A 26,896-nucleotide genomic window follows, 5' to 3' on the forward strand; every position below is an offset into this window, starting at 1 on the left:
ATAATGCTGGAGAATAAATCAATATTAATCACAGGCGGCACCGGTTCATTAGGTAAAGCATTAACAGCTTATATCCTGGATCAGTGGCCAAAAGTTAAGAAACTTATCATCTTCTCTCGTGATGAGCAAAAGCAATTTCAAATGGCTCAGGAATACCCTCATGAGAAGTATCCACAACTGAGGTTCTTTATTGGAGATGTTAGAGATTATGACCGTGTAAAACGGGCTCTAAAAGGAGTGGATTATGTAATACACGCAGCAGCCATGAAACACGTTCCAATTGCGGAATACAATCCAATGGAGTGTGTAAAAACAAACATATTAGGAGCTGAAAATATTATCAATGCCTGCCTTGAAACTGAAGTTGAAAAAGTAGTTGCACTATCAACCGATAAAGCTGCAGCACCAATTAATCTCTACGGTGCAACCAAATTAGCCTCAGACAAATTATTTGTAGCAGCAAATAACATTAAAGGCTGGAATCCTATTAAATTTTCCGTTGTCCGATATGGAAACGTCATGGGATCTAATGGGTCAGTCATTCCTTTCTTCTTAAATAAAAAGAAAGATGGTGTACTACCAATAACAGAGCCAGAAATGACACGATTTAACATTTCACTTACAGGTGGTGTGGAAATGGTGTTGCATGCGCTGGAACATGCATGGGGTGGTGAAATATTTGTACCTAAAATTCCCTCTTACAAAATTACCGATGTGGCGGAAGCCATAGCCCCCGAATGCGAGCATAAGATTGTTGGTATACGCCCAGGAGAAAAGATGCATGAAGAGATGATTACATCTTCAGATTCTTATTATACCTATGACCTCGGCAAGTATTATGCTATCATTCCTGCCACACATAACTGGAAGCTTGATGAGTTTATAAAAAACTTTAATGCTAAAAAAGTTGCTCCTGGATTCAAATATAATTCAGGTGAAAACGAAGAGTGGGTTGGAGTTTCCGAACTGCGTGAGCTAATAAAAAAACACGTTGACCCAACTTTCGATCTCTCATGATGAACCCTATACCATACGGCAGACAAAATATCACTGAGGAGGATATCAATGAAGTTATTAACACATTACGTTCTGATTATCTAACTCAGGGACCAAAGATATTAGAATTTGAACAGGCTTTTGCAAAGTATATAGGCTCTCAATATGCTGTTGCTGTGGCCAATGGGACTGCCGCATTACATCTTTGCACATTAGCGCTTGGGGTTCAGCCTGACGATAAAGTTATTACAACACCTATTACTTTTGCGGCTTCAGCGAACTGTGTTCGCTATTGTGGGGGGGAAGTAATATTTTCGGACATTGATCCAGAAACCTATCTTCTTGATATAAATAAGGTCAGAAGCTTGTTAGAATCCTCTCCATCGGGCCACTATAAGGGAATAATTCCTGTTGACTTTGCAGGCAGGGCGGTTAATCTTGAAGCATTCAAGGAGCTTGCCGATGAGTTTGGCCTTTGGCTAATTGAAGATGCTTGTCATGCCCCAGGTGGTTATTTCTTAAACTTAAATGGAGAAAAAGAGTTCTGTGGAAACGGAAAATATGCAGATTTGGCAATTTTCTCGTTTCACCCTGTTAAACATATTGCATGTGGTGAAGGTGGCATGATAACAACCAATGATGAAGCTTTGTACCAACAACTTCTTATGTTGAGAAGTCATGGTATTACGCGAGATAAGTCATCATTTGCAAATACTAGTAATTTTGCCACAGGCACATCTTCTGACAACTACCCAGGCTGGTATATGGAAATGCAAGAGCTGGGCTTTAATTACAGATTAACGGATATTCAGGCTGCATTGGGAATAAGTCAATTAAAAAGAGCTGATGAAGGGCTAAAAAGGAGACGTGAAATAGCAAGAGTATATCACCATGCCTTCAAAGATGACCCTAACATAATAGGACAATCGGGTATAATTGATGGGCATGCATATCATTTATATATAATTGAAACTGAAAACCGACTGGAACTGTATAATTATCTTCGTACAAAAGATATATACGCACAAATTCATTATATACCAACACACCTTATGCCCTATTATAAAAAAATGGGATGGAAAGAAGGTGATTTAATCCATGCCGAAAATTATTACAAAAAATGTTTAAGCTTACCGATGTATCCAACCCTTACGGATGAACAACAAAATTACATTATAGAAGTAATAAAATCATTTTTCTCATCTTATGAATAATCTGGCCATAATACCGGCTAGGGGAGGTAGCAAAAGAATCCCCAGAAAAAATATTAGAAATTTTCTTAACAAGCCTATAATTTCATACTCGATCCAGACCGCCTTTGAAAGTGGTCTTTTTAGTGAGGTGATGGTTTCAACAGATGATGACGAAATTGCCCAAATAGCATTAGATTATGGTGCAAGTGTACCATTCAAACGTAGCAAAGATAACTCTGATGATTTTGCTACAACCGCCGAAGTTATACTAGAAGTTTTGAATAACTACAAAAACAATAATAATCTGTTTAGTCACGCATGTTGTATTTACCCAACAGCACCACTTTTAAAAACTACCACTTTAAAAGATGCTTATAATCTATTAGTTTCTAGAAATTTTGACACTGTATTTCCAACTGTCAAATTTAGCTACCCAATATGGAGAGCACTTAATGTGGCCCCAACCGGTAAAGCGTCAATGATCTGGCCTGAGAATAAGTCCAAGCGCTCACAAGATCTATCACCCGCTTGGCATGATGCAGGCCAATTTTATTGGCTTGATACCAGTAGTTTTTTTGAAAAGCCTGAACTTTTTGGAGTTAACAGTGGTACTATTGAAATCGCTGATCTGGAGGCTCAAGATATTGATACATTTTCAGACTGGCAGATTGCAGAGCTTAAAGCAAGAATTTCTGATGAGTAAGAACGTTTTGATACGTGCTGATGGTGATAAAACCATGGGCTATGGGCATTTGGTAAGATGTATGTCACTCGCCCATATGATAAAGGACGCTTTTCAAATTATTTTTTATACAAAAAACATCCCCCCTGAAATTGAAGAAGAAGCAAATTCACATGGATTTGGTATTAAGAAAATTTCAACTGAGGAGGAATTTTTTGATAATATAAGACCTGGTTCTATAACGGTCTTAGATGGATATAATTTTGACGTGAAGTACCAAGAAACAATAAAGTCACGTCATTCTAAATTGGTATACATAGATGACCTCTGTAATCAAAAATTTTTAGCTGATGTTATAATTAACCATGCTCCGGGAATAAATAAAGGATGTTATCAAGCCCAACCTTATACAAAATATCTTCTCGGTCAAGATTATGCGTTATTAAGACCTGCTTTTTTAAAAGCGGCAAAAGAAAATATTCAACAAAAACCTTTGAAAGAGATTTTTATATGTTTTGGTGGTAGTGACTATTCAAACCTAACTGAAACAGTAATTAATTGTATACTAAATCAATCAACTCAATTAAAAATTAACGTTGTAGTAAGTGCCATAAATCCGCATTTAGCGCAATTAAAAACTATTCAACAAGAACATTCCTCTTTAAATATACAAGTTGGGCTATCACAAGAGCAAATGGTTAACCTGATGAAACAGTCTCAAATTGCAATTGTTCCCGCTAGTGGAATACTGTTTGAAGTGCTCGCAGTAGGACTTCAAACAGTATCAGGGTATTATATTGATAATCAGAAGTCTATTTATGAAGGCTTTAAAAAAATCAATGCTTTTTTTGATGCTATGCAATTTAAAAAAAGACAATTGACCACTGCATTTGTAAATGCTGAAAAATCACTACTTCAAAATAAAAATTCAGATATACGATTAATAGATGGCTTAAGTGGGGAAAGAATAAAAACTAGCTTTTTAAACTTATGAATATCGCTTTTTTAGCTTCAGGAAATTTGGGTTTCAAAACAATTAGTAACTTACTTAAAAAATATAGCCCCGCTTTCATTGGTACTGACTCCAACTCTAAGGACATCATTCACTTGGCTTCGCAATATCAGATTAAGCTATTTATCGGGAATCCGAGGAACGGCCGATTATTGAAATTCATGAAAGAAACTAATATTGATGTTTTGTTCTCCATTAATTATTTGTTTCTATTAGAATCCGATGTTATCAACTCCGTTAACCATGCTTTAAATTTGCATGGGAGCTTATTGCCAAAGTATCGGGGACGTACCCCACACGTGTGGGCTATTATTAATAATGAGAAGATAACAGGTGTCACTGCTCATTATATTGACGAGGGGTGCGACACGGGTGATGTTGTATTTCAAAAACAAATCAAAATATCGAGAAAAGCTACTGGAGCGGATTTATTAAAAGAATTTGAATATTTATATCCTACTATAGTTGAAGATGTTCTCTCGGCTCTAGAACATAAAACCTTAAAAAGGAAAAAGCAAATGGATTCAGAAGCCACCTGTTTCGGAAAGAGGACACCGGAAGATGGCAGAATTGATTGGAACTGGCAAAAAGAACGCATTTATAATTGGGTGAGAGCTCAAGCTTATCCATACCCTGGAGCTTTCACCTATTATAATGGTGACAAAATAATAATTGATAAGATTGAATACAGTAGCAAAGGTTATAGTCAAACTGATCCAAATGGTCTGATTTTGAAAAAAAATCCAGTTATAGTCAAAACCGCAAATGGAGCTATTGAACTTAAGTCTTTAAGAAATTCAGATTTAAATTTAATCCCAGGAAAAACTTTGGAATAATGAAAATAGGAAACTTTGATTTAAACGAAGGGCATACGTTTATAATTGCAGAATTATCGGCCAACCATAATCACGATTTTGAAATTGCCGTAAAAACTATTCAGGCTGCAAAAAAGGCTGGGGCTGATGCCATAAAATTACAAACGTATACAGCAGACACCCTAACGATTAATTGCGATAATGAGTACTTCCAAATTAATCAAGGGTCATTATGGGATGGGATGACACTATACAAGCTCTATGAGCAGGCATACACACCATGGGAATGGCATGAAAAATTACAACAAGTTGCTACCAATGAGGGATTAGAGTTTTTCTCTTCTCCATTTGATAACACAGCTGTTGATTTTCTGGAAAACCTGAATGTTCCGGCATATAAAATTGCATCTTTCGAAATTCAGGATATTCCATTGATTAAATATACTGCGTCCAAAAAGAAGCCTATTATAATTTCAACGGGTATTGCAGAAGAAGAAGACATTGCCTTGGCTGTCAAAACCTGTAGAGATGAAGGAAATACGGATATAGTTCTTCTTAAATGTACATCATCATACCCTGCACCTGTTGAGCTTGCCAACCTTAGGACAATACCAGACATGAGGGATCGATTTCAAACCGAAGTGGGATTATCAGATCACACTTATGGTATCATTGTACCTGTAACCTCTGTAGCTCTAGGTGCTAAGGTTATAGAAAAGCATTTTATTTTAGATAAAGCATTGGGTGGCCCGGATGCCGACTTTTCACTTAATATTGAGGAATTTAGCCAAATGGTACAGAGTGTACGTGAAGCTGAATTGGCATTAGGAAAAGTAACATATGAAATTTCAGAGAAGGTAAAGGCAAATCGAAAATTTGCACGATCCCTGTTTATTATCGATGATGTTAAAGCCGGGGAAGAAGTGACTCTTAAAAATATTAGATCAATTCGACCGGGCTACGGCTTACATCCAAAATATTTGCATGAAATAATTGGGAAAACCTTCACGCAGAATCTTAAGGCAGGTAGCCCTCTAAGTACTGACCATATTAATTGGACTTAATTTCTATTAACAAGAAGTACATTATAGAACAAATGAAAAAACTATTTGGGTTTATATTACGAGTTCATGATTTTATATATCGAAAATTAAGTTATCTAAAATTAAAGACCCTGATTAGAGAAGTTGGAGAGAATACCAGTGGTAACTGGACAGTGGAAATTAAATATGGACAAAATATAAAAATTGGTGCACATACAACAATTGGGCCCTACTCAACACTTGGAGCCATGAGCCCAATAGTTATTGGCAACTTTGTAAGAATATCAAAAGGAGTCATTTTAGAAACGGCAGGATTGAATTTAAATGCGCCTCCCCCTTATAAACATCAATCCAAACCTATTACCATCGAAGATGGAGTATGGCTTGCCACCAATGTTATAGTTTTAGGAGGTGTAACCATTGGGGAAAACTCAATCATCGGTGCTGGCGTAGTGGTGACAAAAAATGTAGCTCCTAATAGCGTGGTAGTAGGACAGTCAATGAGGCTCCTTGACAAAAAGATTACAAGATAAAACTATTATAATCAAAATGATATATTATATAAACAGGATTAAGGGACTTTTTTATTCAAAGATAAGCACAAGCCCAAAACTTCGAGCTTTGTTTCAAAAAGTTGCCGCAAGTTTTATAATTGAAAGAGAATTAAAAGGTAACAGTATTCATTTTGAACTTACAAATCTTGATAAACACAAAGAAGAATTGGAAGAAAAAGGCCTGACCTATTTAGGGAAAATTATTAATGATGACGTAATTGATAAACTAACAAAATATATTAATAAATTAAATTGTTTTGATCCCTGGCAACAAAACTTAGGAGAGTTTACAATCGATAAGGTGGATGATACAACCCACACAGCAAGCTATAAAAGAGAGGACTTAATCAAAGAAAAGATAATTTTTGAAATCGCCAATAATTCATCAATACTTGAAATTGTCAAAGACTATCTTAAAGCTACCCCAACGATAAGTAACATTAATGCTTGGTGGTCCTTTGCAGGAAGAAAATCTGCACAAGAAGCACAAAACTTTCATAGAGATAACGATGATATTAAATTTTGCAAGTTTTTCATTTATTTAACAGATGTTACTGAAGAATCAGGACCTCATATCTATGTAGAAAAAAGCTCTGGCTCGCAAAATTTAAGAAAAATCAAACGGTTAAGTGATGAGGAAGTAAAAGCTTCATTTAATCAAGATTTAATTCAAACTCTCATCTTCCCAAAAGGTCATGCATTCCTTGAAGACACATATGGCATTCATAAAGGACAGCTCCCACGGTCGGAAAATAGATTGCTCTTGCAAATCGAATACTCATTATCACCTATAGGATATATTAAGTATAAGCCAGTCACAGTAAATGGCTATACCAATTACTCCAAGTATATAAATAGACTGGTAATAAAATAAGAAATACGTATGAAAACTCTCATTTTAATTAACCAGGCTCCTCATTATGGTTATACTTATATAGAAATTGGACGTGCTTTAATAAAAAAAGGACACAAAGTCATATATGCATTAGATAGTACTTTCACGTTTTTTGAATATGAATCTTACTTTTCAAGTGATGACGAGGTTATTATTTTTTCAGATTTTTTCAAGAAAAATTACAGAAATACCAAAATAAGTACAAAGAAATTTTATGATGAAGATTTATGGACAATGTTTTTTTCAGACTACGAGAGAATAACGGCCTATGGGCTTCACAAAAAGAAAGATTCATTTTATTTTAAATCCGTAATAGCGAACCTATTAAATTTTTTTACCGAAATATTCTCTTCCGGAGATATCGATGCTATTCTTTATGAAAATGTAAGTAACTCTTTTGCTTACGCTGCCTACCTTGTTGGCAAAGAGAATAATGCCATCTACCTTGGCTTAGCAGCAACAGCCCTTCCAAATAGATTTTCAATTGAGGAGCATCCTTTTTTTGAAAGTCAAGCCATTATGAATAACTATAGAGATATAATTAAGGCCACCTCCGAAGCCGACATTGAAAGCAGAAACTGGGCTGAAGATTATTATGCTAACTTCATGGCTATTGAGCCAGATTATATGTCTGGCCAACGTAAACTTTTAGAGAAAAATCTAGCATCAAAATATCTGGATAAAAGTAAATTATTTCAAATAACATTTATTTTGAGATTTTTCAAAAAATATGGCCTGCAGGAAAATTTCTTTAATTTTCAGAACCCTGCCTTACTCATTAATTGGGCATATTTTAAAAGGAATGTAAGGAGGAAGTTTAGGCTACCCCGTATAAATAAATTGTATGACATTCAAAACATAGAGCAATTAGATACAGATTCTAATTACCTTATTTATCCTATTCAATTTCATCCTGAAGCTTCTACCTCGGTAAGGTCCCCTATTTATATAAATGAATACTACAATATTTTAAACATTTCCATTCAGTTACCCTTCAATTATACTCTTCTTGTTAAGGAACATCCAAGTGCCGTTGGATTTAACAAGGTCGATTTTTATAGGAAAATTAAAGCATTGCCAAATGTCAAATTAGTCAATCATAATATTAGAGCAAAATCATTAATAAGCCTGTCCAAAGGAGTAATAACAGCTACAAATACAATGGGCTATGAAGCACTTATCATGAATAAAAAAACCTTTGCTTTAGGCAGGTGCTTTTACGAAACTCACCCTAACTGTGTAGTCATAAACAATTTTAACGAACTTTTTAAGAAAATTAAAAATGAAATCGAAGATATAGAGGTAGTTGACCCCATAAAATATATTCAAGCATATTATCAAATAACTTACCCAGGAAGTGCTGTATATAAAAAAGAAGTCAATCAAAAATTTGTTGAACAGGTTAGCAGTCAAATTATAAAGCGTTTTGAATCTTAGAATTATATTTAAATTCTTATCTACATCTGCGGTAATACAAGCCTTCAATTTATTACTTTCCTTTGCTGTTATTAAATGGCTATCACTAACAGAATTAGGACGATATAATATTGGAAAATCGATAGCCGGAACCTTTCAATATGCTAATTTAGGATACCGCTATGGTTTAGATCGCAGGCTTCCTGAATCTACAAATGATGAATTAAATAGCTTAAGACTAAGCATATGTATTTATATTAATACAGGTGTTTCCTGTCTGATTCTACTATTCATAACACTACGATATGGTTTTAATTGGTTTTACATTATTTATGGGTCTGGGGGAGCATTTATTTCCGGATTTACTTTAATAAGGGTTTATTTCAGAGGAACGGACAAATTAAATTATTTTATTAGCTCATCATTTTATGGAGGAATAATACCAATTGCATTTCCCATATTGGGATTAATACTTTTTGGATTAACTGGGCTTGCAGTCTCCTTTTTTATTGTTTCTTTAATGGTCTTTATTTTTTATCTACAAAAAATAAAACTAAAACCCATAAAGGAAGTCTGGTTACAAAAACAATATAGTCTTATATTTTTTAAAGTTGGAAGTATTATTTACCTAACTAATTTCTTCCAATTTCTAGCTAATAATTTTGATAGATTTTTCATTGAAGCATTCTCTGGATTAGCCACTGTAGGAGAATATGGCATTATTATTTTGGTCTTTTCACTGTCGATTATTGTTCCCGGGTCAGTGGTAGAAATGTTTTTCCCTCAATATATTAAAGATAAAAGGAACAAAAAAGCTATTATGGCTAATGTGAAAAAGCATATTAAGATGAACTTGCTCTTAATTCTACCATTTATATGCCTTGCATATGTACTTTTACCATACGTTGTTCCTCTGATTTTTGAAAAGTACAGCTACCTAGTGGAACCAATGCAAATCACATTAATTGCATTAATTCCTTATATTTTTTTAGGCCCTATATATTGTTTATTATTTGCTTTTGATAGACATAAGCAAATTCTTTTATCAAATGTAATTGCATCTATTTTATACTTTACATTACTATATATTGCATTATCTAATAACAGTCAAATAATCACTCTTGTATACCTTAAGATATCATATACTTTTTCTTATCTCTTAGTCATGGGTATTTTCTTATTTTTAACTTTGCTGAAAAACAAAGCTATTTTTAACAATGGGATTTAAAGTAAAAAAACCGAAAGGTATATTGATCTTATTGTATGTATTTTTAATGATGCTTTTTCCTGTTTCATTATTAGAAAATTTCAATAATAATGAATCCCTCAAAGACGGCATATTTCTTCTCAGAATGGCTGTACTTACATTAATTATAGTACTTTTTTTTGTCGCTAAAAGGAAAATTAAAATACCACGAGCAGCGCTATTTTTTTTCATTTTAATCATTGTAGTTATCGCTGTATCAGGAATAACAAAGTTTGCAATTGATACATTAATACTAATCTCACTTACAATTATTTATCACAATTTAAGCGATGACAACAAAAGGTATATTATAAAAACATTATGTTCCTATTTTATCTTTTTCCCAATATTCATCCTGTTTTTAATTCAAGTCAAAGTCCTAGAAAACAATTTCTACAATGATGGGTCTTTATTATACAAGTTTGGGTTTAATAACCCAAACTACTTTTCTTTTACACTTCTCTTTGGTTTTTTATTAGCCTATATCAGTAAGAATTCTATAAAGTTACTTCTGGCTTTTATTTTCATTTGTCTAACATACCCTTTTACCAAAACAATATCAGTATTATTAATAAGCACTACACTAGTACTTACCATACCATTGACTAAGCTACGTCTTCTCAATAAATTAGCTACAGCATTAATACTTATCATTATGTCTACCTTAATAAGCATTTTGGTATTCAATCCAACATGGCTGTTACCAACGAATTGGGAAAATATGGCGGCATGGGAATATGGAAATAACCTTATGTCACGAGTCCACAATAATGCTCATCAACTATTAGAGATAAAAGAATGTGGTTTTTGGTTGGGTGGAGTACCTAGTAAAGAAGATAACTTTTTTGTCAACCTTTGGTCCGCAATAGGTATCATCGGACTTATCTATTTTCTGTTACTGTCCTTTAATGCTGTAATTAAGGTTAACTCTATATCTGCACGTGGATCAATGTTTATTATTTCTCTTATTCTAATAGCTCTTATAGAACAAATCCTATATTCTACTTCTTTAATATCTATTCTATATTTTAACTATCTCCTTATCCCTAAAAAACAGATTCATCTTCCCGAAAAAATATGAATAAAAAAAAAATAATTTGTGTTCATTTACTGAATGATTTTAGTGGTTCTCCTAATGTGCTGAGGAATGCCATAGATATACTGGGTGAAAATTATGAAATTGAACTCTATACTAACAAAGGCGAGGGATTCTTATCTAATTTAAATGTAAAATATAGATATATAAATTACAGGTTTTACAAATTTCCTCTCTTTACAATTGTCGCACTGCTCATTGCACAGACCCAGCTGTTCTTTAAAATAATTGTTAATCACTACAATGATAATTGCATTGTACTTGTTAATACAGTATATCCTTTTTCAGCATCAATTGCAGGTAAAATACTTAAAAAGAAAGTAATCTATTATGTTCATGAAGTTAGGCTAAGAAATTGGCTTATGGATAAACTAACTTTTAAAATTGCTTCCATTTGCAGTGACTATATTATTTATGTATCGCAATACCTGAGGTCGCAAGTAGCTCCTCGACTTAAAACCAAATCAACAGTTATCTATAACACTGTATCTTCGACTTTTCTAAGCGCTCAAGAACATAAAAAAGTAAGTGATTCCAACCGTTTAGTATTCAATGTAATTCTAATAGCTTCAAACAAAATCTTCAAAGGTACCCATACCATGATTAAACTGGCTGAAGAGATGCAATCATTCCATAATATTCAATTCACTATGATGCTAAATGGAGAAAAAAAAGCTATTGAAGAATTGAAAAATAGCTGCAAAGACATTACCAACTTATTGATATTAGACAGTTCATATAATATCAATGATTTGTATGCTAATTCTAACTTACTATTAAACTTATCTATTTCAGAAGATTGGATTGAAACTTTTGGTTTAACTATCTTGGAAGGATTTTTTTATGGCATTCCAGCAATAGTCCCTGATATTGGTGGACCAACAGAGATTGTAGATAATAACAAAAATGGCTTTCATGTAAACACTCGTGATATAAATGAAATAAAAGAGAAGATTATGTTATTATATGATAAACTAGATATCTATAAAGAATTCAGTTTAAGCGCTAAGGTAAAAGCCCAAAAATTTAGTTTATATGAATATCAAAAACAGCTAACTCAAGTTTTTAAAGAAGTGCATAACCTATAATATACTTTTCAACCCTAACTTAGGCGTTATCCTGCTGAAATTCTTCAGTTTGTCTGTCCATTAAGAAATAATATCTCTTATAACTAATACCCGACAAAAGATGTGGTTAAATGATAATGTAAAGAAAGAGTATATATATATATATAGTTTATGCCTATTTTTATTTCTACTTCCATTTGAAGTCAGATACAATAATATAGGTCTTATCGCCCTAGTATTAGGATGGGCTATAAATTTCAAAGGAACAGAATTCTTAAGTTACATCAAGGACAGATCCTTTAAAAGAATTTTTATAGCAATATGTCTATTTTATGTATATTTTATATTAAGAGGCTTTGACTTCTCAAGTGAAACCTATTTTTATAACAATGCTTTAGTAGAATACGGAAAAAAAATTGCTCTAATTTTATTACCAATCCTCTTAAACATTAAAGCAATAAGAAAACATCACAAATTGATATTATATTCTTTTGTTGGCGGTGTTTTTTTAGCAATTATTATTTGTCTATCAAATGCCGTATATGTTAATTTCAAAGAGGGTCTACAGGTGAACAGGGGTTTTTTCCATTTCAATGCTTGGTATTTCTCAAATTTACTACTTACTAAACCCATTAATTTTCACCCTACACTATTTTCATTTGCCGTTTCAATTGTACTTCACATCTGCGTATTGCAAATACTGAACCTATCAGCATCAAAAGTAAAGTTATTTAAAAGCAAAGCCATAGCTAGTGCGGTTGCCATATTAATGTTCATGTTTATGTTAATGCTATCTTCGCGTAATGTTTTATTATTTTCTACAGTAAGCATTTTCATATTAGTAATAAAATACATTATAAACACAAAAAAATACAGATATTCCCTGTACTTTATTCTTGCGATAACGGGCATCTCTGCATTCGAACTATCAATAAATCATGTGAATAAGCAGAGGATCGTTGACCTACTTTCCATAAATAAAAACCCAACTGAAAAATCCTTTGGAGGATCATCATTTCGTTTAGCTTCTTTCAATGCACTATATCAAGAAATTATCAAAGATAATTGGATATTCGGTATCGGCTCAGGTGGGGACCAAACACAATTCGATAGAGCGTATTTAAAACACGGTCTGAGTATTGCGGCAAAAGAGCACTATAATGCTCATAACCAATATTTAGAAACATTAATAGATAATGGCATAGTGGGATTACTGCTATTATTGGCTATTTATTTTGTTGCTCTAAAAACTAGTTATAATACTAATTCATATTTAGGATTGATAGTTGTTTATTTGTTGGCAAGTTTAGCACTAACAGAGTCTATTCTTGAAAGGCAGAAGGGCATCTGGTTATTTACCACCGTTCTATTTATATTTATCGCCAAATTAGAAAATTTAAAAGAAAAAGTTGAAAAACAATAAGATAGCAGTTATTGGTACAGTAGGCCTGCCTGCCAAATATGGAGGGTTTGAAACGTTAGTTGAACAACTGATCATTAATCTTGGTGACAAATATTCTTTTAAAGTATACTGCAGCTCAAAGCATTATGCAAACAAGTCCAAAAAATATCTAGGTGCTGAATTAGTTTATTTACCAATAAATGCAAATGGCAAGTGGAGTATTCTATATGATTCATTATCCATCCTTCACGCTCTCTTTAATTCCAAAGTTTTATTAGTCTTAGGTGTAAGTGGTGCTTTTATGCTTCCCTTTGTCAAATTAATGACATCTAAAATTATTATAACTAATATAGATGGAATGGAATGGAAAAGGGAAAAATGGGGAAAATGGGCCAAGTTTTATTTAAAATGGCAGGAAAAACTAGCAGTAAAGTATTCACACCATGTAATTTCAGACAACATCGGGATTAAAGAGCATGTACAGAAGAGTTATGATAAATGCAGCACCTTAATTGCTTATGGGGGAAGCCATGCCATCAGTAGCACATTATCAAATGCAAGCATACAGAAATATCAAATATCACGCCGCAGCTATGCTTTCGCCGTTTGTAGAATCGAGCCAGAAAACAACATTCATGTAATCTTGGAAGCGTTTTCAAAGACACACTTCAAACTTCTTATTGTAGGTAATTGGGACGCAAGCAAATATGGTATTGAACTGAAATGTAAGTACAAGACCTTCAGCAACATCTCCTTGTTAGACCCAATTTATGACCAGGTAAAGCTGAATGAGTTAAGAAGCAATTGTGGTATTTACATTCATGGACATAGTGCAGGAGGAACAAACCCTTCACTAGTAGAAGCCATGTGGCTTGGCTTACCAATTATTGCCTTCAATGTAAATTATAATAGGTATACAACCGGTAATAAGGCTCTCTTTTTCAATTTTTCAGACGATCTAATTGAAATTCTTGAAAATTTACCTTCACCCCCTGAACTTAATAAAATGGGCAAGACTCTTCAAAACATCGCTCATCAAAATTATGACTGGAATAATATCTCAAAAGCCTATGGAAAGCTTTTCCACCCCTAACCCATATTTACAAATAACCTAACCTTTTAAATTTTGTATCCTGCTCTTATTGTTTTTAACATAGCAAGATTTCCTTACCTTTGCGCATCTAATAAACCCTAGATGACTTCGATTACATTAGCAATAGCTACATCATTCATCATTACTTTTTTAGTGATCCCAGTGATCATCAAGTTTTCAAAAAAGAAAAAGAAGATGATGGATACGCCGGGCAGAAGGAAAATACATAAAAAAACAACTCCATCACTGGGAGGAATCGCCATTTTTATGGGGTTTTTCATATCCTTGATAATTTGGATGCCTATCGATGGTTTTCAAGATTTTAAATTCATCCTGGCAGGAGTCTCTATTATATTTGTCGTAGGTATGAGAGATGACATTGTACCTCTCAAACCTATTTATAAACTGCTAGGTCAGCTTATAGCTGCCTCTATGGTAATCATACTAACCAGTATTGGTTTAAACTCTTTTTATGGACTTTTTGGGGTATATGAGTTACCTGAACTTGTGAGTTACCTACTCACCATTTTTACCATTATTGTTGTCACCAACTCTTTTAACCTCATCGACGGACTTGATGGATTAGCCGGCACAATTGCTACCATCGCCTTATCCACATTCGGCATCTGGTTCTTTTTAGTTGGAGAAACATTAACAGCTCTATTGGCACTTAGCATGGTGGGAGCCGTTGTGGCCTTCTTAACATTTAACTGGGAACCCTCAAAAATCTTCATGGGGGATACAGGTGCACTGGTAATTGGTTTTTTGTTTTCCGTATTGGCTATTAACTTTATAGATTTCAATTACCAGCTTCCAGATACAAGTCCGTACAAATTTGAGGCGTCAATCACAACAGCGATTTGTATTATTATTATACCTCTATTCGATACTCTACGAATTTTTATCCTTAGATTATCCAAAAAGCAATCGCCTTTTACTCCGGATAAAAATCATATGCATCATGCTTTGATGAGGTTGGGTCTTACGCACTCCCAGACTGCAATTGCACTGGGAGCACTTAATATAAGCTATATTGTTTTGGCTATAGTTTGCTACAAGCTTGATGATGCAATCTTCCTGCCTCTCATTCTTGTATTTTCGATAATCCTAAGCCTAACCTTAGATTTTCTGATTATCAGGAAACTGAATAGATCCTAAAAACCCAGACACAGAAAGCTACCGTTAAGGAGGTTTTCTTTGTTGTAGCTAAAAACTTCAGGTCCTGTTCCTTTCAACACTTTGCCTCCTGCACTCTCAAGTACTGCTTGACCTGCTGCTGTATCCCATTCCATTGTAGGTCCGTGACGATAATATATATCCGCTTTTCCTTCTGCCACCATACAAAACTTCAACGAGCTACCTACGGAGATATCATTAACCACATCATATTTCTCAAGTACTCCTTCCTCCTCAGGAGATGCATGCGATTTACTTCTTACAGCAATTCTATTACCTGTGGAATTATTAACCTTCAGATCAGCTTTCTCTCCCTTTTCAACCTTGTAAGCACACTCCCCCTTGATACCTACGTACAAGCTATCATGCACTGGCGTATAAATGAAGCCTGCAACGGGAGAATTGTGATTCATCAAAGCAATATTTACAGTAAACTGTCCATTTCTGTTAATAAACTCCTTCGTTCCATCCAAAGGATCCACCAGCCAGAAATACTCAAAATCTTTTCTGTCTTCATACCTTAGCTGATCACCTTCTTCAGAGATGATTGGAATATCAGGGTAAAGCTCTTTAAGCCCTTCCATGATCACTTCGTGAGAAGCTTTATCTGCCAAGGTTAGAGGCGAGTTATCATCTTTATAGTCAACATCGCCAGCCAACTCAAGATCATTGTATATCTTTATTATGGCACTTCCCGCTTTACGGGAAAGGTTAATGAGTTCTTCTTGCTTTATGTTAATTTCCATAAAACAAAACTACACAAATGTGTGGCTCATTTATAAATTATAGTAATTAATTGTATTTTTGTCACTCAAATTTTCGTGAAAATGGCTGAAAACATACACCCGATATTTGATTCTATACTGAGTACCAGCAAAAAAGAAGGGCTGCTTAAACAGCACGGCCTTGTGATATGGATGGTTGGTCTTTCCGGATCAGGTAAAAGCACAATTGCACGTGCACTTGAAAACCGCTTGCATAGCGAAGGCTACCTCACTGCCCTGCTTGATGGGGATAATCTAAGAACTGGGATTAATAACAATCTGGGGTTCAGCGAGGAAGACCGTACAGAGAATATTCGTAGAGCCGCCGAAGCCTCAAAGCTTCTGGCCAACAATGGCGTGATAACGATTTGCTCTTTGATTAGTCCTACGGCGCAGATCAGGGCAATGGCAAAAGAAATAATAGGAGATAAGTATTGTGAGGTTTTTATTAACTGTCCATTAGAGGTCTGTGAACAGAGAGACGTAAAAGGGTTATATGCAAAAGCCAGGAGGGGAGAAATAAAAAGTTTTACCGGAATCGACTCTCCATTTGAGCACCCGGGAAACCCAAATGTGGAATTAAATACAGCAGAAAATTCGGCTGAAGAAAACCTAAACGAACTTTTAAAATATATTCTTCCAAAAGTAAAATACAGCAAATCATAATGAGGGCTTACAATCTAACACACTTAAAAGAACTGGAAGCGGAAGCAATTTATGTTATTCGCGAGGTAGCAGCTCAATTCGAAAATCCTGCCATCCTTTTTTCTGGTGGAAAAGACTCAATAACCGTGGCTCACCTTGCCCGAAAGGCTTTTTTCCCTGCCAAAGTTCCATTCCCTTTAGTTCATATCGACACAGGGCATAACTTCCCTGAAACTATTGAGTTCAGAGATAAGTATGTCGAAAAACTTGGAGTAGAGTTAATAGTAGGCTCTGTTCAACAATCTATAGATGAAGGCAAAGCTGTAGAAGAAAAAGGATATAATGCCAGCAGAAACGGGCTTCAAACGGTCACCCTTCTTGACACCATCGAAAAATATAAGTTTGACGCTTGCATTGGTGGGGCAAGACGTGATGAGGAAAAAGCTAGAGCAAAAGAAAGGTTCTTCTCACATCGTGACGAATTTGGCCAGTGGGACCCTAAAAACCAAAGACCTGAACTTTGGAACATCTTCAACGGCAGAAAACATTTTGGAGAAAATTTCAGAGTATTTCCTATCAGTAACTGGACTGAAATGGACGTATGGCAATACATTCTATTAGAAAATATTGAATTACCTTCATTGTACTTTGCCCATGAGCGTGAAGTTTTTGTACGTGACAATGTCATTATGGCCGACTGCGACTTCATTCAAAAGAAAGACACAGAAAAACCCTTCAGAAAAGTTGTCAGGTTCAGAACTATTGGTGATATGACTTGTACAGGAGCTGTAGAATCTGAAGCTTCTACACTCGAAACGATCATCACTGAAGTCGCAGCAACAAGACAAACCGAAAGGGGTACCCGATCAGATGACAAGAGATCAGAAGCAGCAATGGAAGACCGTAAAAAACAAGGATACTTCTAATTCAGGGTTAATACCCCCAGACTTAACCAAATATTGCTATCAACCTAAAAACATTAATAATCAAATGAGTGTGAATAACGGAGACTCAAACGGATACCTTGATATGGAATTGCTGCGCTTCACAACCGCTGGAAGTGTAGACGATGGTAAAAGTACATTGATAGGAAGACTTCTATATGATTCCAAATCTATATTTGAAGACCAATACGAAGCCATTGAAGAATCCAGTAAGCGAAAAGGGGATACCAATGTAAACCTGGCTCTTCTTACTGACGGACTCAGGGCCGAAAGAGAACAAGGCATTACTATTGATGTGGCCTACAGATACTTTGCCACTCCAAAAAGAAAGTTTATTATTGCGGACACTCCGGGGCATATCCAGTACACCAGAAACATGGTTACAGGAGCTTCAACGGCTAACCTTGCCCTGATTTTGGTAGATGCCCGAAATGGAGTTGTAGAGCAGACCCATCGTCATACATTTATTGCAGCACTTCTGGGAATACCCCACGTCGTGTTCTGTATAAACAAAATGGACCTTGTTGATTATGATGAAAAAATTTATAATGATATAAAAGACCAAATTGAGTCGTTTTCTTCAAAACTTGACGTAAAAGATATCAGGTTCATACCTATTAGTGCGTTAAAAGGTGACAACGTGGTAAATGAGTCTGAAAACACACCTTGGTATAAAGGAGGAACTCTTCTTTATTTGTTGGAAAACATTCATATAGGAAGCGACCACAACCATATAGACAGCCGCTTTCCTGTACAACATGTCATTCGTCCTCACTCTGACCAGTACCATGACTATCGTGGTTATGCAGGAAGAATTGCAGGAGGAATTTTTAAGCCAGGTGACTCTATAACAGTTTTACCTTCGGGTTTTTCTTCTAAAATAAAGAGTATAGAAGTATTTAATGAAAAGCTAGAAGAGGCATTTCCTCCGATGTCTGTCACCATGCAGCTAGAAGATGATATTGACATCAGCCGTGGCGATATGATTGTTAGAGAAAATAATAAGCCTAATGTAAGTCAGGATATAGATATCATGATATGCTGGATGAATGCTAAGCCATTGATCATGAATGGAAAATATGCCATCAAACATACCACAAGTGATGCTAGATGCATGGTGAAAAACATTCACTACAAAATGGATATCAATAGCCTACATAGGTTAGAGGATGACAAAAACATTGGCATGAATGATATTGCTCGTGTTACTCTTCGCACTACAAAACCTCTATTCTATGATAGATACAGCAGAAATAGAATTACAGGAAGTGTGATACTTATAGATGAAGCCACCAATGAAACCGTGGCAGCAGGAATGATCATTTAATAGAAATATGCAGGAAAAAGTTGATGTCATATTAAAAGAGGTCGAAGAAGCTAAAGCCAATACCCAAGAAGAACTGGAACAATTCAGGCTTAAGTTTATAAGCAAGAAAAGTGTAGTGGGTGACCTCTTTGCAGAATTAAAGAATGTGCCTAATGACCAAAAGAAGGCATTTGGCATGAAGGTCAATGAGGTAAAGCAAGCCGCACAGGCAAAATTTAAAGCATTAATTGATAATTTAGAAACTTCCATTCAAGGGGGAGCATCTGATCATGAGGATCTGACTTTGCCATCGGCAGGGCATACTTTAGGCAGCATGCATCCTCTTAATTATATCAGGAGTCAAATCATCGAGATTTTTGAAAGGATTGGCTTTAATGTTGCCGATGGCCCTGAGATAGAAGATGACTTTCATAACTTCACGGCATTAAATTTTCCTGAAAATCATCCAGCCAGGGAAATGCAGGACACATTCTTTATAGAGAAGAATCCTGATATTTTGCTGCGAACACATACTTCTAACGTTCAGGTAAGGCTCATGCAAAAGCAAAAGCCTCCCATACGCTCAATAATGCCCGGGCGTGTATATCGAAATGAGGCAATATCAGCTCGAGCTCATTGTGTATTCCATCAGGTTGAGGGTTTATATATAGATAAAAATGTTAGTTTCGTAGACCTTAAGCAAACCCTCTATCACTTTGCTAAAGAAATGTTTGGTAAAGACACAAAGGTCAGGTTCCGCCCATCTTACTTCCCATTCACAGAACCCAGCGCTGAAATTGATATTTCATGCCAAATTTGCAAAGGTGATGGTTGTCAACTATGCAAATACACCGGATGGGTTGAGATTGCCGGTTCCGGCATGGTAGACCCCAACGTGTTAGCCAATTGCGGAATTGATAATGAAGAGTATACCGGGTTCGCCTTTGGTATGGGTATAGAACGTATTTCGCAGTTAAAGTTCAGAGTAAATGACCTCAGGTTATATACGGAGAACGATGTACGATTCCTGAAGCAATTTTCAACACTTCATTAATATGAACTCTATTGACAATATCAAGAGTGTAGGCGTTATTGGTGCAGGCACTATGGGCCAGGGTATAGCTCAAATAGCCGCTATGGTCGGATACAAAACCATACTTTTTGACATTGAAAATTCAGCGCTTGATAAAGCATTACAGTCAATAGAAAAAAACCTTGAAAAAGGAATTGAAAAGGGGAAGGTTACTAACGAACAAAAAACAACCACCCTACAAAATATTTCAACAGTGGTAGAACTTAATGAAGTTAAAGCTGACTTCGTTATTGAAGCCATTATTGAAAAGCTGGAAGTTAAGCAAAAGGTATTTTCAAAATTGGAAAGCATTAATTCTGAGAATACCATTCTGGCCACTAACACTTCTTCCATACCAATTACTCAAATTGGAGCTGGTTTAAAGCACCCTGAACGCTTTATAGGCATGCATTTTTTCAACCCAGCCCATATCATGAAGTTAGTAGAAGTGATCTCAGGAGCGGCAACAGATGATAAGGTAGCGTTGCTTACTAAAGAGTTTGCTGGAAAACTTGGAAAAGTGGCTGTAATGGCAAAAGATTCTCCCGGTTTCATTGTTAACAGAGTGGCAAGACACTTTTATGTAGAAGGGTTAAAGGTATTGGAAGAAGGAGTAGCTGACGTGGAGACAATTGATAAATTGATTCAATCATCTGGATTTAAAATGGGACCATTTCAATTAATGGACCTTATTGGTGTAGATACCAATTTTAGTGTTACTACATCAATGTACAACTCCTTTTATCAGGATGCTAAATTCAGACCTAGCAGAATTCAACAGCAAAAAGTAGATGCAGGGCATCATGGCCGCAAATCAGGGAAAGGCTTCTATAACTATGAATAAGTTTACTTTTTTTTTAAGTGCTCTGCTTTTAATATCCGCATGCAATGATTCCCCCTATAGAGAAGAGATTCCATTTGCCTCATTCCCTGATGTGTATATTCAATTGGACCTTCCTGAATATAATGACCTAGCTGTAGATGGCGGATATATTTTATTAAGTGAAGGAGTAAGAGGGATTATTCTATACAGGGAAAACACCTCAACATACCATGCATATGAAAGAAATTGTTCTTACAGACCATACGAGGCTGGCTCTACTGTAAATGTTCACTCCTCTGAACTTTATATGACCGACCCCTCATGTAAGTCTTCATTTAGCTTTACCAATGGCTATCCAACAGGTGGTCCGGCTCAGTTTCCTTTAAGAGAATACCAGGTGAGCTTAAATCGAAGAACACTCACTATCACTGATGAGCCAATTAATTAATTTTTATCAGATTATCTATAATATCATCTATAGATACGCCCTCCGCCTCGGCTTTAAAGTTTCTAACAATCCTATGTCGAAGAGTAGGCTTAGCCACAGCCATAACATCTTCAATATCGGGAGAGTACTTGCCGTTTAACAATGCATTACATTTAGCTCCAACTACCAGGTATTGAGAGGCTCTGGGACCGGCTCCCCACTCCAGATAATCATTGGCCACCTGAGCTGCTTTATCAGTATTAGGACGGGTCTTGTGAACAAGCTTCACTGCATATTCTATCACATTGTCTGCAATAGGCACCTTACGAACCAAATGCTGAAAATAAACGATCTCATCACCCGTAAGCACATGCTCGACTTTTGCCTTTACATCTGATGTTGTGCTCTTCACTATATCAACTTCCTTCTCATAAGCAGGGTAGTCTAGAAGTACATTAAACATAAACCTGTCTAACTGAGCTTCAGGAAGCGGATAAGTACCCTCCTGCTCAATAGGGTTTTGTGTAGCTAGTACAAAAAACGGCCTTTCCAAGTCATACTTTTGCCCTGCTATAGTAACCGCATATTCCTGCATAGACTCAAGCAATGCTGCCTGAGTTTTAGGAGGAGTTCTGTTAATCTCATCCGCAAGAACGATGTTTGCAAAAACCGGTCCTTTGATAAATTTAAAATTACGATCTTTATCTAAGGTTTCTGCCCCTAAAATATCAGAAGGCATTAAGTCTGGAGTAAACTGTATTCTGCTAAATTTAAGATCAAGAGCTGATGAAATAGTTTGTATCAAAAGAGTTTTAGCCAACCCAGGCACACCTACTAATAAGCAGTGTCCCTGACAAAATATAGAGGTCAGCAGCAATCTAACAACTTCATCCTGCCCGATAACCACTTTTCCGATCTCTGCAGTTAACTTTTTATATGCCTGATGCAATGCATCGGCAGCTTCCACTTCTGTACTAAACTCTTTCATATATGCATTTTTGGTTGTTTTACGGAACTATGTAATTAAATTTTGTCAATTCATAATTCCGCAATAGTCGTACGCCTCATCAATGCTTATAAACACATCTTCTCGAGCTTTGTTAAACCACTCATTCAGTGCTTTTGATTTCTTTTGATTCAATGCAGCAGCCTGTATCTTCTGCCAGTCATCATTCAGGTTTGCCTGATGAGGCTTGATCTTAGATTTATAGTATAAAATACGAACTGCCTCTTTTCCTCCATCAGTTCTAAACTTAATAGGTTTACTTATTTGTCCTACCTGCATGCTATCAAGAGTAAAGAAAACAACAGGGTCAAGATCCTCAACAGAAACCCTGGTTCCTCCTAAATCATCCATAAAAAAGCCTCCGTTACCCGCAGTATATGAATCATCTGAATATTCCTTTGCAGCCTTTTCAAAAGTAATGCTATCGGCCTGTACTTTCGTCTTCAAACTATCCAGAAAGTTTTCTGCATCCAGCATATCATCAGAAGAAGGCTCAGCCATCAATAAGATATGCCTACTGTTATATTCATTCCCTCTTCTCTCCAGCAGCTGCACAATGTGCACACCAAATTGTGTTTCAAAAGGACTGGAAATTTCATTTGGCTTCAGTTTTAACGCGGCAGCCTCGAACTCTGGGGCCATTATACCTCTTCTTGCAAAACCAAGATTTCCTCCGTACTTGGCACTACCTGGGTCCTGAGAATATTCCTTTGCAAGTGCTTCAAAGCTCTCACCTGCTATTACTCTAGCTCTAATATCGTTGAGCTTCTTTTTGGCAGCGCCTATTTGCTCCTTTCCAACAGTAGGTATTTTCACAATTTGTGCCACTTCAACCTCCGTTGAAAAATAAGGAAGGCTATCTTGAGGTATGCTGTTGAAGAATTTCTTAACCTCAGAAGGAGTAACTTTGATGCCTGATGTTATGGTTTCCTGCATTCTTTGTACTACCAACTGTTCCTTAATTTGATCACGAATATCAGCCTGAAACTCTTCTACGGTTTTACCATAATATTCTTCAAGTTGCTCGGCTGAACCTCCATACTGGGAAAGGATCATCTGCATTCTCCGGTCAAGGTTATTGTCAACCTCCAGGTCAGTTACAATTACAGAGTCTATTTCCGCTTTTGCCACCATCAGCTTTTGACTTATAAGCTGAGCTAGAATTCTACATTTTGCATCAGGAGTAGCAGGGTTTCCACTAGCTAGATAGTTAAGGTATGTAGTCTCCAAGTCAGATTTCAACACAATGTAGTTATCAACCTTTGTAATAATTTTATCAACGACTACTCCACTACTCTGGGCTCTCAACAACAAGGGCATGAACAGTACCAACCCTATTGATAATAACACTGATTTAATTATAGATTTCAAATTCCTGGTTTTTAGTTGCTCTTTCATAAACATCCTCTTCAAGCTGCCTAGCCAGCTCTACCTTTCTCTTATTTATAATGATATTCTTTATCCCTTCTTTAACAAACTCCAACGGAGACACATTATCTGAAATCCTGTATTCTACAATTTTCAGGAAATACAGGTATTGATCATCCGACTGCTCGATGTACTTCTGATTTTTTAAAAACTGTACTTTATTAGGAATCTCCGCAAGTGGTGAATTTTTTATCACTTCGTCAAATACCATCCATACCGAATCATCAAGCTGATATTGCGTCGCATAACTTAGACTATATGAGTTCAGCTCCTCCTTATCCTCATCTAAGTTTGAAAGTAATAATGATTTTATCTTTTTGGTTTTAGGGGCTCCCTTGGGTAGCTTTATGAATTTACCACGAATAATGTTCTGCTTAAGGATAAAGTTATCGATATTCTCTTGGTAGTACTTTTCAATCTCTTCATCTGTCACCTCTGCATTCAGGTTTTGATTTACGTAGTATGACTGGTACTCGTATCCCATAAGGCTATACCGGTAATCCAACATTTTCCTTTCAATTTCTGCTTCATCAAACTCTATTTTAGTAGCAGCCTCTTGGATAAGAAGTTGTTTTCTAATCCAGTTATTAACGAACCTTTGCGCACGTTCTGTACTGTCTTCTTTACTCATACCTCCTGGGGCTATACCTTCAAGGTCTTCCGGGTAAAGATATTGCTCTCCTACTCTTGCCACAGGATCACTGGTCATACCGGATTCCTGCACCCCGTCCTTCATTTTAATTAAGTCACACCCAGAAACAATACCAGTAAAAATGAGTGCAAACGAGATATAATTATTTCTCCAACTTCTCATAAATATAATTTAGTCCGCTATCATTGATGTTTACAGGGTATCTTTCTTTTAACTCTTTCACCCAAAGCTTTTCCAGATAGTTTTGATAATCGGATATCACAAGTCCCTTAATCTCGTCAAGTTTTTTGGGAGCAGGCTCCAAAACTTCCTTAACCCAAACCAGATTAGACCTTCCAGATACATCCAAATTATAAACACCCGGCACCCACTCTACCTGATCAACAGTATCATTATCCCCTTTTTCAAAAGCACCCTCTGTAACCTGCAAAGTTAATGCAGTTTTATTGTTATAGTGCTTCTCTAACGTGCTTTTAACCAACGCCAGTGAATCATTGCTGTTTATTAGCTCTTTAATTTCTGAAAGCACATCCTTCTTGTCAGAATTATAAATAACGGCATCAACTCTTTGTCCCCACTGATATTCACTTTTATGCTCGTTATAATATGTCTTAAGACCTGTTGTATCTTCTACGGCTTTATTCCACACCTCCTGTTCCATAAGTTCAAAAAGCAGAATCCCTTCGCGATACTCATTTACCAGCATTCTGTAATCGATATACTTTTCCTCAAGATGATTCTCTTCATAAAATATAATGCGATCATCAGTAAAATTATTGTACTGCAACCTCATATAAACTTCAGGAGAATGAGAGTTAGGCCTTTGCTCTCGTCCCAAATACTTAAAGAAATCTTCAACTGTATATTTTTCATCAGCTATTTTAAACAACACATCATCAAGTATCTCATGCTCTTTAGGGTAGCTCCACCTCCCCTTGATCAACGTACTATCCGCATGGCTCCATATTTTCTGCACGGCATCTGCTTCTTCGAAACCATTTTCTTTTCTAAGCCTCTCAATTAGTACTTTTTTATTCAACTCAGCTCTTGAATCACGGTTGATTCTTGATTTTATAGACGGCTCCAGCTCCTTGAAACTTTCAAGTGGATATTTTTTCTCCAGCCTTATAATATGCCAACCGTATGGGGTCATTACCGGATCTGAAATATCTCCAGGCTGAGCCAATGCAAAGGCCGATTCCTGAAAAGCATAAGGCATTTGCCCAACTTTAAACGGCTTTAAAAGCCCTCCAGAATTTTTAGTATTTATATCCTCAGAAAACTGCTTGGCAAGATCTTCCCAGCTTACCCCCCCTACAGCCTGATCGTATATTTCAAAAATTTTATTTCTTGACTCAAGGGAATCTGCTTTATTAGGCTTAATCCTGATCATAATGTGTGAAACCTCTACACTACCCTGGCTTGGTCGCCTGTCAAGGACTTTAACTATGTGATACCCAAATTTAGTCCGTATTGGTTTGGAGACTTTTCCTTCTTCTGTATTATATGCAGCGGACTCAAAGGGATAAACCATTTGAAAAGATGTGAAGTAACCTAGGTTTCCCTTATTCATTTTAGCTGATGGGTCATCTGAGTACTCTTTGGCCAACTTTCCAAAATCGGTACCATTCATTGCCTTCTCTCGAATCTCCGAAATTTTGCTATATGCCTTCAAAGTATCCTCGGGTGCAGCCTGAGCATCTACCTGAATAAGAATATGTGAAGCATTTACCTCCTCTTTATACCTCTGATAAGCTTCTGCGACCAACTTCTCTGTAACTTGATTCTCAGACAGGTAAGGTTTTTTAAGTTGTTCTTTATAAGTATCAAACTCACGGATGAAAGCATCTGTGGTATCCATCCCACGGCTTTTTGCTTCTGCGATCTTTAGCTTAAACTTTATATAGAGATCGAGATAATCTTTAATATCGCCATGGGTAAAGGCGCTATCATTGTTTACATTATTCTTTTTATAGACGTAGGCAAACTCATCTGTGTAAACCGATTCACCACCTACATCAAATAGTTTCGTGGATTTAACCGGGCTATCGTCCTGTTTTACACTTGAAACATCGGATGATACTTTACAACTAACTATTAATATAAGGATAAACCAAACGTGAAACTTCATCTTGTAGAATAA

Annotated in this window: 26 protein-coding genes; 21 read left to right on the forward strand and 5 right to left on the reverse strand. The window is 36.0% G+C overall.

The genetic code is table 11. The features are described from left to right. Positions 1–3: 3 nt before the first annotated feature. The 15 genes from pseB (at position 4) to JMN32_RS26365 (ending at position 15,668) form a co-directional block, all read left to right on the forward strand. Complete coding sequence (gene pseB / locus JMN32_RS26295) at positions 4–1,017, forward strand: UDP-N-acetylglucosamine 4,6-dehydratase (inverting) (RefSeq protein WP_202859394.1); 1,014 nt, start codon at positions 4–6, stop codon at positions 1,015–1,017. Further along, entirely contained in the window at positions 1,017–2,210 is a 1,194-nt protein-coding gene (gene pseC, locus JMN32_RS26300; RefSeq protein ID WP_202859484.1) for a UDP-4-amino-4,6-dideoxy-N-acetyl-beta-L-altrosamine transaminase, read from the forward strand. The genes pseB and pseC overlap by 1 nt, the downstream gene beginning before the upstream one ends. Further along, positions 2,203–2,892 (forward strand): pseudaminic acid cytidylyltransferase, encoded by a 690-nt coding sequence (gene pseF / locus JMN32_RS26305; RefSeq protein ID WP_202859395.1) that lies wholly within the window; start codon positions 2,203–2,205, stop codon positions 2,890–2,892. Before pseC ends, pseF begins: the two co-directional genes overlap by 8 nt. Further along, positions 2,885–3,865 carry a UDP-2,4-diacetamido-2,4,6-trideoxy-beta-L-altropyranose hydrolase gene (gene pseG, locus JMN32_RS26310; RefSeq protein WP_202859396.1) on the forward strand — a complete coding sequence of 327 codons (981 nt, stop codon included), beginning with the start codon at positions 2,885–2,887 and terminating at the stop codon, positions 3,863–3,865. Before pseF ends, pseG begins: the two co-directional genes overlap by 8 nt. Further along, the gene (locus tag JMN32_RS26315) at positions 3,862–4,719 is read left to right on the forward strand and encodes a methionyl-tRNA formyltransferase (RefSeq protein WP_202859397.1); all 858 of its coding nucleotides are present in this window, start codon (positions 3,862–3,864) and stop codon (positions 4,717–4,719) included. Before pseG ends, JMN32_RS26315 begins: the two co-directional genes overlap by 4 nt. After that, on the forward strand, positions 4,719–5,762 hold the full coding sequence (gene pseI, locus JMN32_RS26320) for a pseudaminic acid synthase (protein WP_202859398.1): 1,044 nt from the start codon (positions 4,719–4,721) through the stop codon (positions 5,760–5,762). The genes JMN32_RS26315 and pseI overlap by 1 nt, the downstream gene beginning before the upstream one ends. 32 nt (positions 5,763–5,794) lie before the next feature. Continuing rightward, entirely contained in the window at positions 5,795–6,274 is a 480-nt protein-coding gene (locus JMN32_RS26325) for an acyltransferase (RefSeq protein WP_202859399.1), read from the forward strand. Positions 6,275–6,362: 88 nt separating this feature from the next. Next, positions 6,363–7,169 carry a phytanoyl-CoA dioxygenase family protein gene (locus tag JMN32_RS26330; protein ID WP_202859400.1) on the forward strand — a complete coding sequence of 269 codons (807 nt, stop codon included), beginning with the start codon at positions 6,363–6,365 and terminating at the stop codon, positions 7,167–7,169. 9 nt (positions 7,170–7,178) lie between these two features. After that, complete coding sequence (locus tag JMN32_RS26335; RefSeq protein ID WP_202859401.1) at positions 7,179–8,627, forward strand: capsular polysaccharide export protein, LipB/KpsS family; 1,449 nt, start codon at positions 7,179–7,181, stop codon at positions 8,625–8,627. Then, entirely contained in the window at positions 8,617–9,834 is a 1,218-nt protein-coding gene (locus JMN32_RS26340; protein ID WP_202859402.1) for an MATE family efflux transporter, read from the forward strand. The genes JMN32_RS26335 and JMN32_RS26340 overlap by 11 nt, the downstream gene beginning before the upstream one ends. After that, complete coding sequence (locus JMN32_RS26345; RefSeq protein ID WP_202859403.1) at positions 9,824–10,933, forward strand: hypothetical protein; 1,110 nt, start codon at positions 9,824–9,826, stop codon at positions 10,931–10,933. The genes JMN32_RS26340 and JMN32_RS26345 overlap by 11 nt, the downstream gene beginning before the upstream one ends. Beyond that, on the forward strand, positions 10,930–12,036 hold the full coding sequence (locus tag JMN32_RS26350; RefSeq protein ID WP_202859404.1) for a glycosyltransferase family 4 protein: 1,107 nt from the start codon (positions 10,930–10,932) through the stop codon (positions 12,034–12,036). The genes JMN32_RS26345 and JMN32_RS26350 overlap by 4 nt, the downstream gene beginning before the upstream one ends. A 100-nt stretch (positions 12,037–12,136) precedes the next feature. Beyond that, complete coding sequence (locus JMN32_RS26355; protein ID WP_202859405.1) at positions 12,137–13,438, forward strand: O-antigen ligase family protein; 1,302 nt, start codon at positions 12,137–12,139, stop codon at positions 13,436–13,438. Beyond that, on the forward strand, positions 13,425–14,510 hold the full coding sequence (locus JMN32_RS26360; protein WP_202859406.1) for a DUF1972 domain-containing protein: 1,086 nt from the start codon (positions 13,425–13,427) through the stop codon (positions 14,508–14,510). Before JMN32_RS26355 ends, JMN32_RS26360 begins: the two co-directional genes overlap by 14 nt. A 102-nt stretch (positions 14,511–14,612) precedes the next feature. Next, positions 14,613–15,668 (forward strand): MraY family glycosyltransferase, encoded by a 1,056-nt coding sequence (locus tag JMN32_RS26365; protein ID WP_202859407.1) that lies wholly within the window; start codon positions 14,613–14,615, stop codon positions 15,666–15,668. Here JMN32_RS26365 and cysQ read toward each other — a convergent pair. Further along, on the reverse strand, positions 15,665–16,432 hold the full coding sequence (gene cysQ / locus JMN32_RS26370) for a 3'(2'),5'-bisphosphate nucleotidase CysQ (protein WP_202859408.1): 768 nt from the start codon (positions 16,430–16,432) through the stop codon (positions 15,665–15,667). The two genes, JMN32_RS26365 and cysQ, sit on opposite strands and share 4 nt — an antisense overlap. Before the next feature lie 81 nt (positions 16,433–16,513). Here cysQ and cysC point away from each other — a divergent pair, with 81 nt between their 5' ends. The 6 genes from cysC to JMN32_RS26400 all read left to right on the forward strand — a co-directional run bounded on the left by cysC (position 16,514) and on the right by JMN32_RS26400 (position 21,688). Beyond that, complete coding sequence (cysC, locus tag JMN32_RS26375) at positions 16,514–17,116, forward strand: adenylyl-sulfate kinase (RefSeq protein ID WP_202859409.1); 603 nt, start codon at positions 16,514–16,516, stop codon at positions 17,114–17,116. Continuing rightward, a complete protein-coding gene (gene cysD, locus JMN32_RS26380) occupies positions 17,116–18,021 on the forward strand; it encodes a sulfate adenylyltransferase subunit CysD (RefSeq protein ID WP_202859410.1) in 906 nt (301 codons plus the stop codon). The genes cysC and cysD overlap by 1 nt, the downstream gene beginning before the upstream one ends. 64 nt (positions 18,022–18,085) lie before the next feature. Next, positions 18,086–19,366 (forward strand): sulfate adenylyltransferase subunit CysN, encoded by a 1,281-nt coding sequence (gene cysN / locus JMN32_RS26385; RefSeq protein ID WP_202859411.1) that lies wholly within the window; start codon positions 18,086–18,088, stop codon positions 19,364–19,366. A 7-nt stretch (positions 19,367–19,373) separates the two neighbouring features. Beyond that, entirely contained in the window at positions 19,374–20,399 is a 1,026-nt protein-coding gene (gene pheS / locus JMN32_RS26390; protein ID WP_202859412.1) for a phenylalanine--tRNA ligase subunit alpha, read from the forward strand. Between the two features lies 1 nt (position 20,400). Then, entirely contained in the window at positions 20,401–21,261 is an 861-nt protein-coding gene (locus tag JMN32_RS26395; RefSeq protein WP_202859413.1) for a 3-hydroxyacyl-CoA dehydrogenase NAD-binding domain-containing protein, read from the forward strand. Next, positions 21,254–21,688, forward strand: coding sequence for a Rieske (2Fe-2S) protein (locus JMN32_RS26400; protein ID WP_202859414.1), 435 nt, complete (start codon positions 21,254–21,256; stop codon positions 21,686–21,688). Before JMN32_RS26395 ends, JMN32_RS26400 begins: the two co-directional genes overlap by 8 nt. Here the strand turns inward: JMN32_RS26400 and JMN32_RS26405 are convergent. From JMN32_RS26405 to JMN32_RS26420, 4 genes are read right to left on the reverse strand one after another with little or no spacing between them, the layout of a single operon-like run. Next, positions 21,681–22,655, reverse strand: coding sequence for an AAA family ATPase (locus JMN32_RS26405; RefSeq protein WP_202859415.1), 975 nt, complete (start codon positions 22,653–22,655; stop codon positions 21,681–21,683). The genes JMN32_RS26400 and JMN32_RS26405 overlap by 8 nt on opposite strands. A gap of 45 nt (positions 22,656–22,700) precedes the next feature. Next, positions 22,701–24,044, reverse strand: a complete 1,344-nt coding sequence (locus JMN32_RS26410) for a peptidylprolyl isomerase (RefSeq protein WP_202859416.1) — start codon at positions 24,042–24,044, stop codon at positions 22,701–22,703. After that, the gene (locus JMN32_RS26415; protein ID WP_202859417.1) at positions 24,028–24,915 is read right to left on the reverse strand and encodes a peptidylprolyl isomerase; all 888 of its coding nucleotides are present in this window, start codon (positions 24,913–24,915) and stop codon (positions 24,028–24,030) included. Before JMN32_RS26415 ends, JMN32_RS26410 begins: the two co-directional genes overlap by 17 nt. Beyond that, on the reverse strand, positions 24,896–26,884 hold the full coding sequence (locus JMN32_RS26420; protein WP_202859418.1) for a peptidylprolyl isomerase: 1,989 nt from the start codon (positions 26,882–26,884) through the stop codon (positions 24,896–24,898). Before JMN32_RS26420 ends, JMN32_RS26415 begins: the two co-directional genes overlap by 20 nt. Positions 26,885–26,896 lie beyond the last annotated feature (12 nt).

It is taken from the genome of Fulvivirga marina (genome assembly GCF_016775155.1).
Lineage (GTDB): Bacteria > Bacteroidota > Bacteroidia > Cytophagales > Cyclobacteriaceae > Fulvivirga > Fulvivirga marina.

Coding starts and splice junctions, on each gene's coding strand:
- pseB (WP_202859394.1), top strand. CDS start 4: ATGCTGGAGAATAAATCAATATTAATCACAGGCGGCACCGGTTCATTA.
- pseC (WP_202859484.1), top strand. CDS start 1,017: ATGAACCCTATACCATACGGCAGACAAAATATCACTGAGGAGGATATC.
- pseF (WP_202859395.1), top strand. CDS start 2,203: ATGAATAATCTGGCCATAATACCGGCTAGGGGAGGTAGCAAAAGAATC.
- pseG (WP_202859396.1), top strand. CDS start 2,885: ATGAGTAAGAACGTTTTGATACGTGCTGATGGTGATAAAACCATGGGC.
- JMN32_RS26315 (WP_202859397.1), top strand. CDS start 3,862: ATGAATATCGCTTTTTTAGCTTCAGGAAATTTGGGTTTCAAAACAATT.
- pseI (WP_202859398.1), top strand. CDS start 4,719: ATGAAAATAGGAAACTTTGATTTAAACGAAGGGCATACGTTTATAATT.
- JMN32_RS26325 (WP_202859399.1), top strand. CDS start 5,795: ATGAAAAAACTATTTGGGTTTATATTACGAGTTCATGATTTTATATAT.
- JMN32_RS26335 (WP_202859401.1), top strand. CDS start 7,179: ATGAAAACTCTCATTTTAATTAACCAGGCTCCTCATTATGGTTATACT.
- JMN32_RS26345 (WP_202859403.1), top strand. CDS start 9,824: ATGGGATTTAAAGTAAAAAAACCGAAAGGTATATTGATCTTATTGTAT.
- JMN32_RS26350 (WP_202859404.1), top strand. CDS start 10,930: ATGAATAAAAAAAAAATAATTTGTGTTCATTTACTGAATGATTTTAGT.
- JMN32_RS26355 (WP_202859405.1), top strand. CDS start 12,137: ATGTGGTTAAATGATAATGTAAAGAAAGAGTATATATATATATATAGT.
- JMN32_RS26365 (WP_202859407.1), top strand. CDS start 14,613: ATGACTTCGATTACATTAGCAATAGCTACATCATTCATCATTACTTTT.
- cysQ (WP_202859408.1), bottom strand. CDS start 16,432: ATGGAAATTAACATAAAGCAAGAAGAACTCATTAACCTTTCCCGTAAA.
- cysC (WP_202859409.1), top strand. CDS start 16,514: ATGGCTGAAAACATACACCCGATATTTGATTCTATACTGAGTACCAGC.
- cysD (WP_202859410.1), top strand. CDS start 17,116: ATGAGGGCTTACAATCTAACACACTTAAAAGAACTGGAAGCGGAAGCA.
- cysN (WP_202859411.1), top strand. CDS start 18,086: ATGAGTGTGAATAACGGAGACTCAAACGGATACCTTGATATGGAATTG.
- pheS (WP_202859412.1), top strand. CDS start 19,374: ATGCAGGAAAAAGTTGATGTCATATTAAAAGAGGTCGAAGAAGCTAAA.
- JMN32_RS26395 (WP_202859413.1), top strand. CDS start 20,401: ATGAACTCTATTGACAATATCAAGAGTGTAGGCGTTATTGGTGCAGGC.
- JMN32_RS26400 (WP_202859414.1), top strand. CDS start 21,254: ATGAATAAGTTTACTTTTTTTTTAAGTGCTCTGCTTTTAATATCCGCA.
- JMN32_RS26405 (WP_202859415.1), bottom strand. CDS start 22,655: ATGAAAGAGTTTAGTACAGAAGTGGAAGCTGCCGATGCATTGCATCAG.
- JMN32_RS26415 (WP_202859417.1), bottom strand. CDS start 24,915: ATGAGAAGTTGGAGAAATAATTATATCTCGTTTGCACTCATTTTTACT.
- JMN32_RS26420 (WP_202859418.1), bottom strand. CDS start 26,884: ATGAAGTTTCACGTTTGGTTTATCCTTATATTAATAGTTAGTTGTAAA.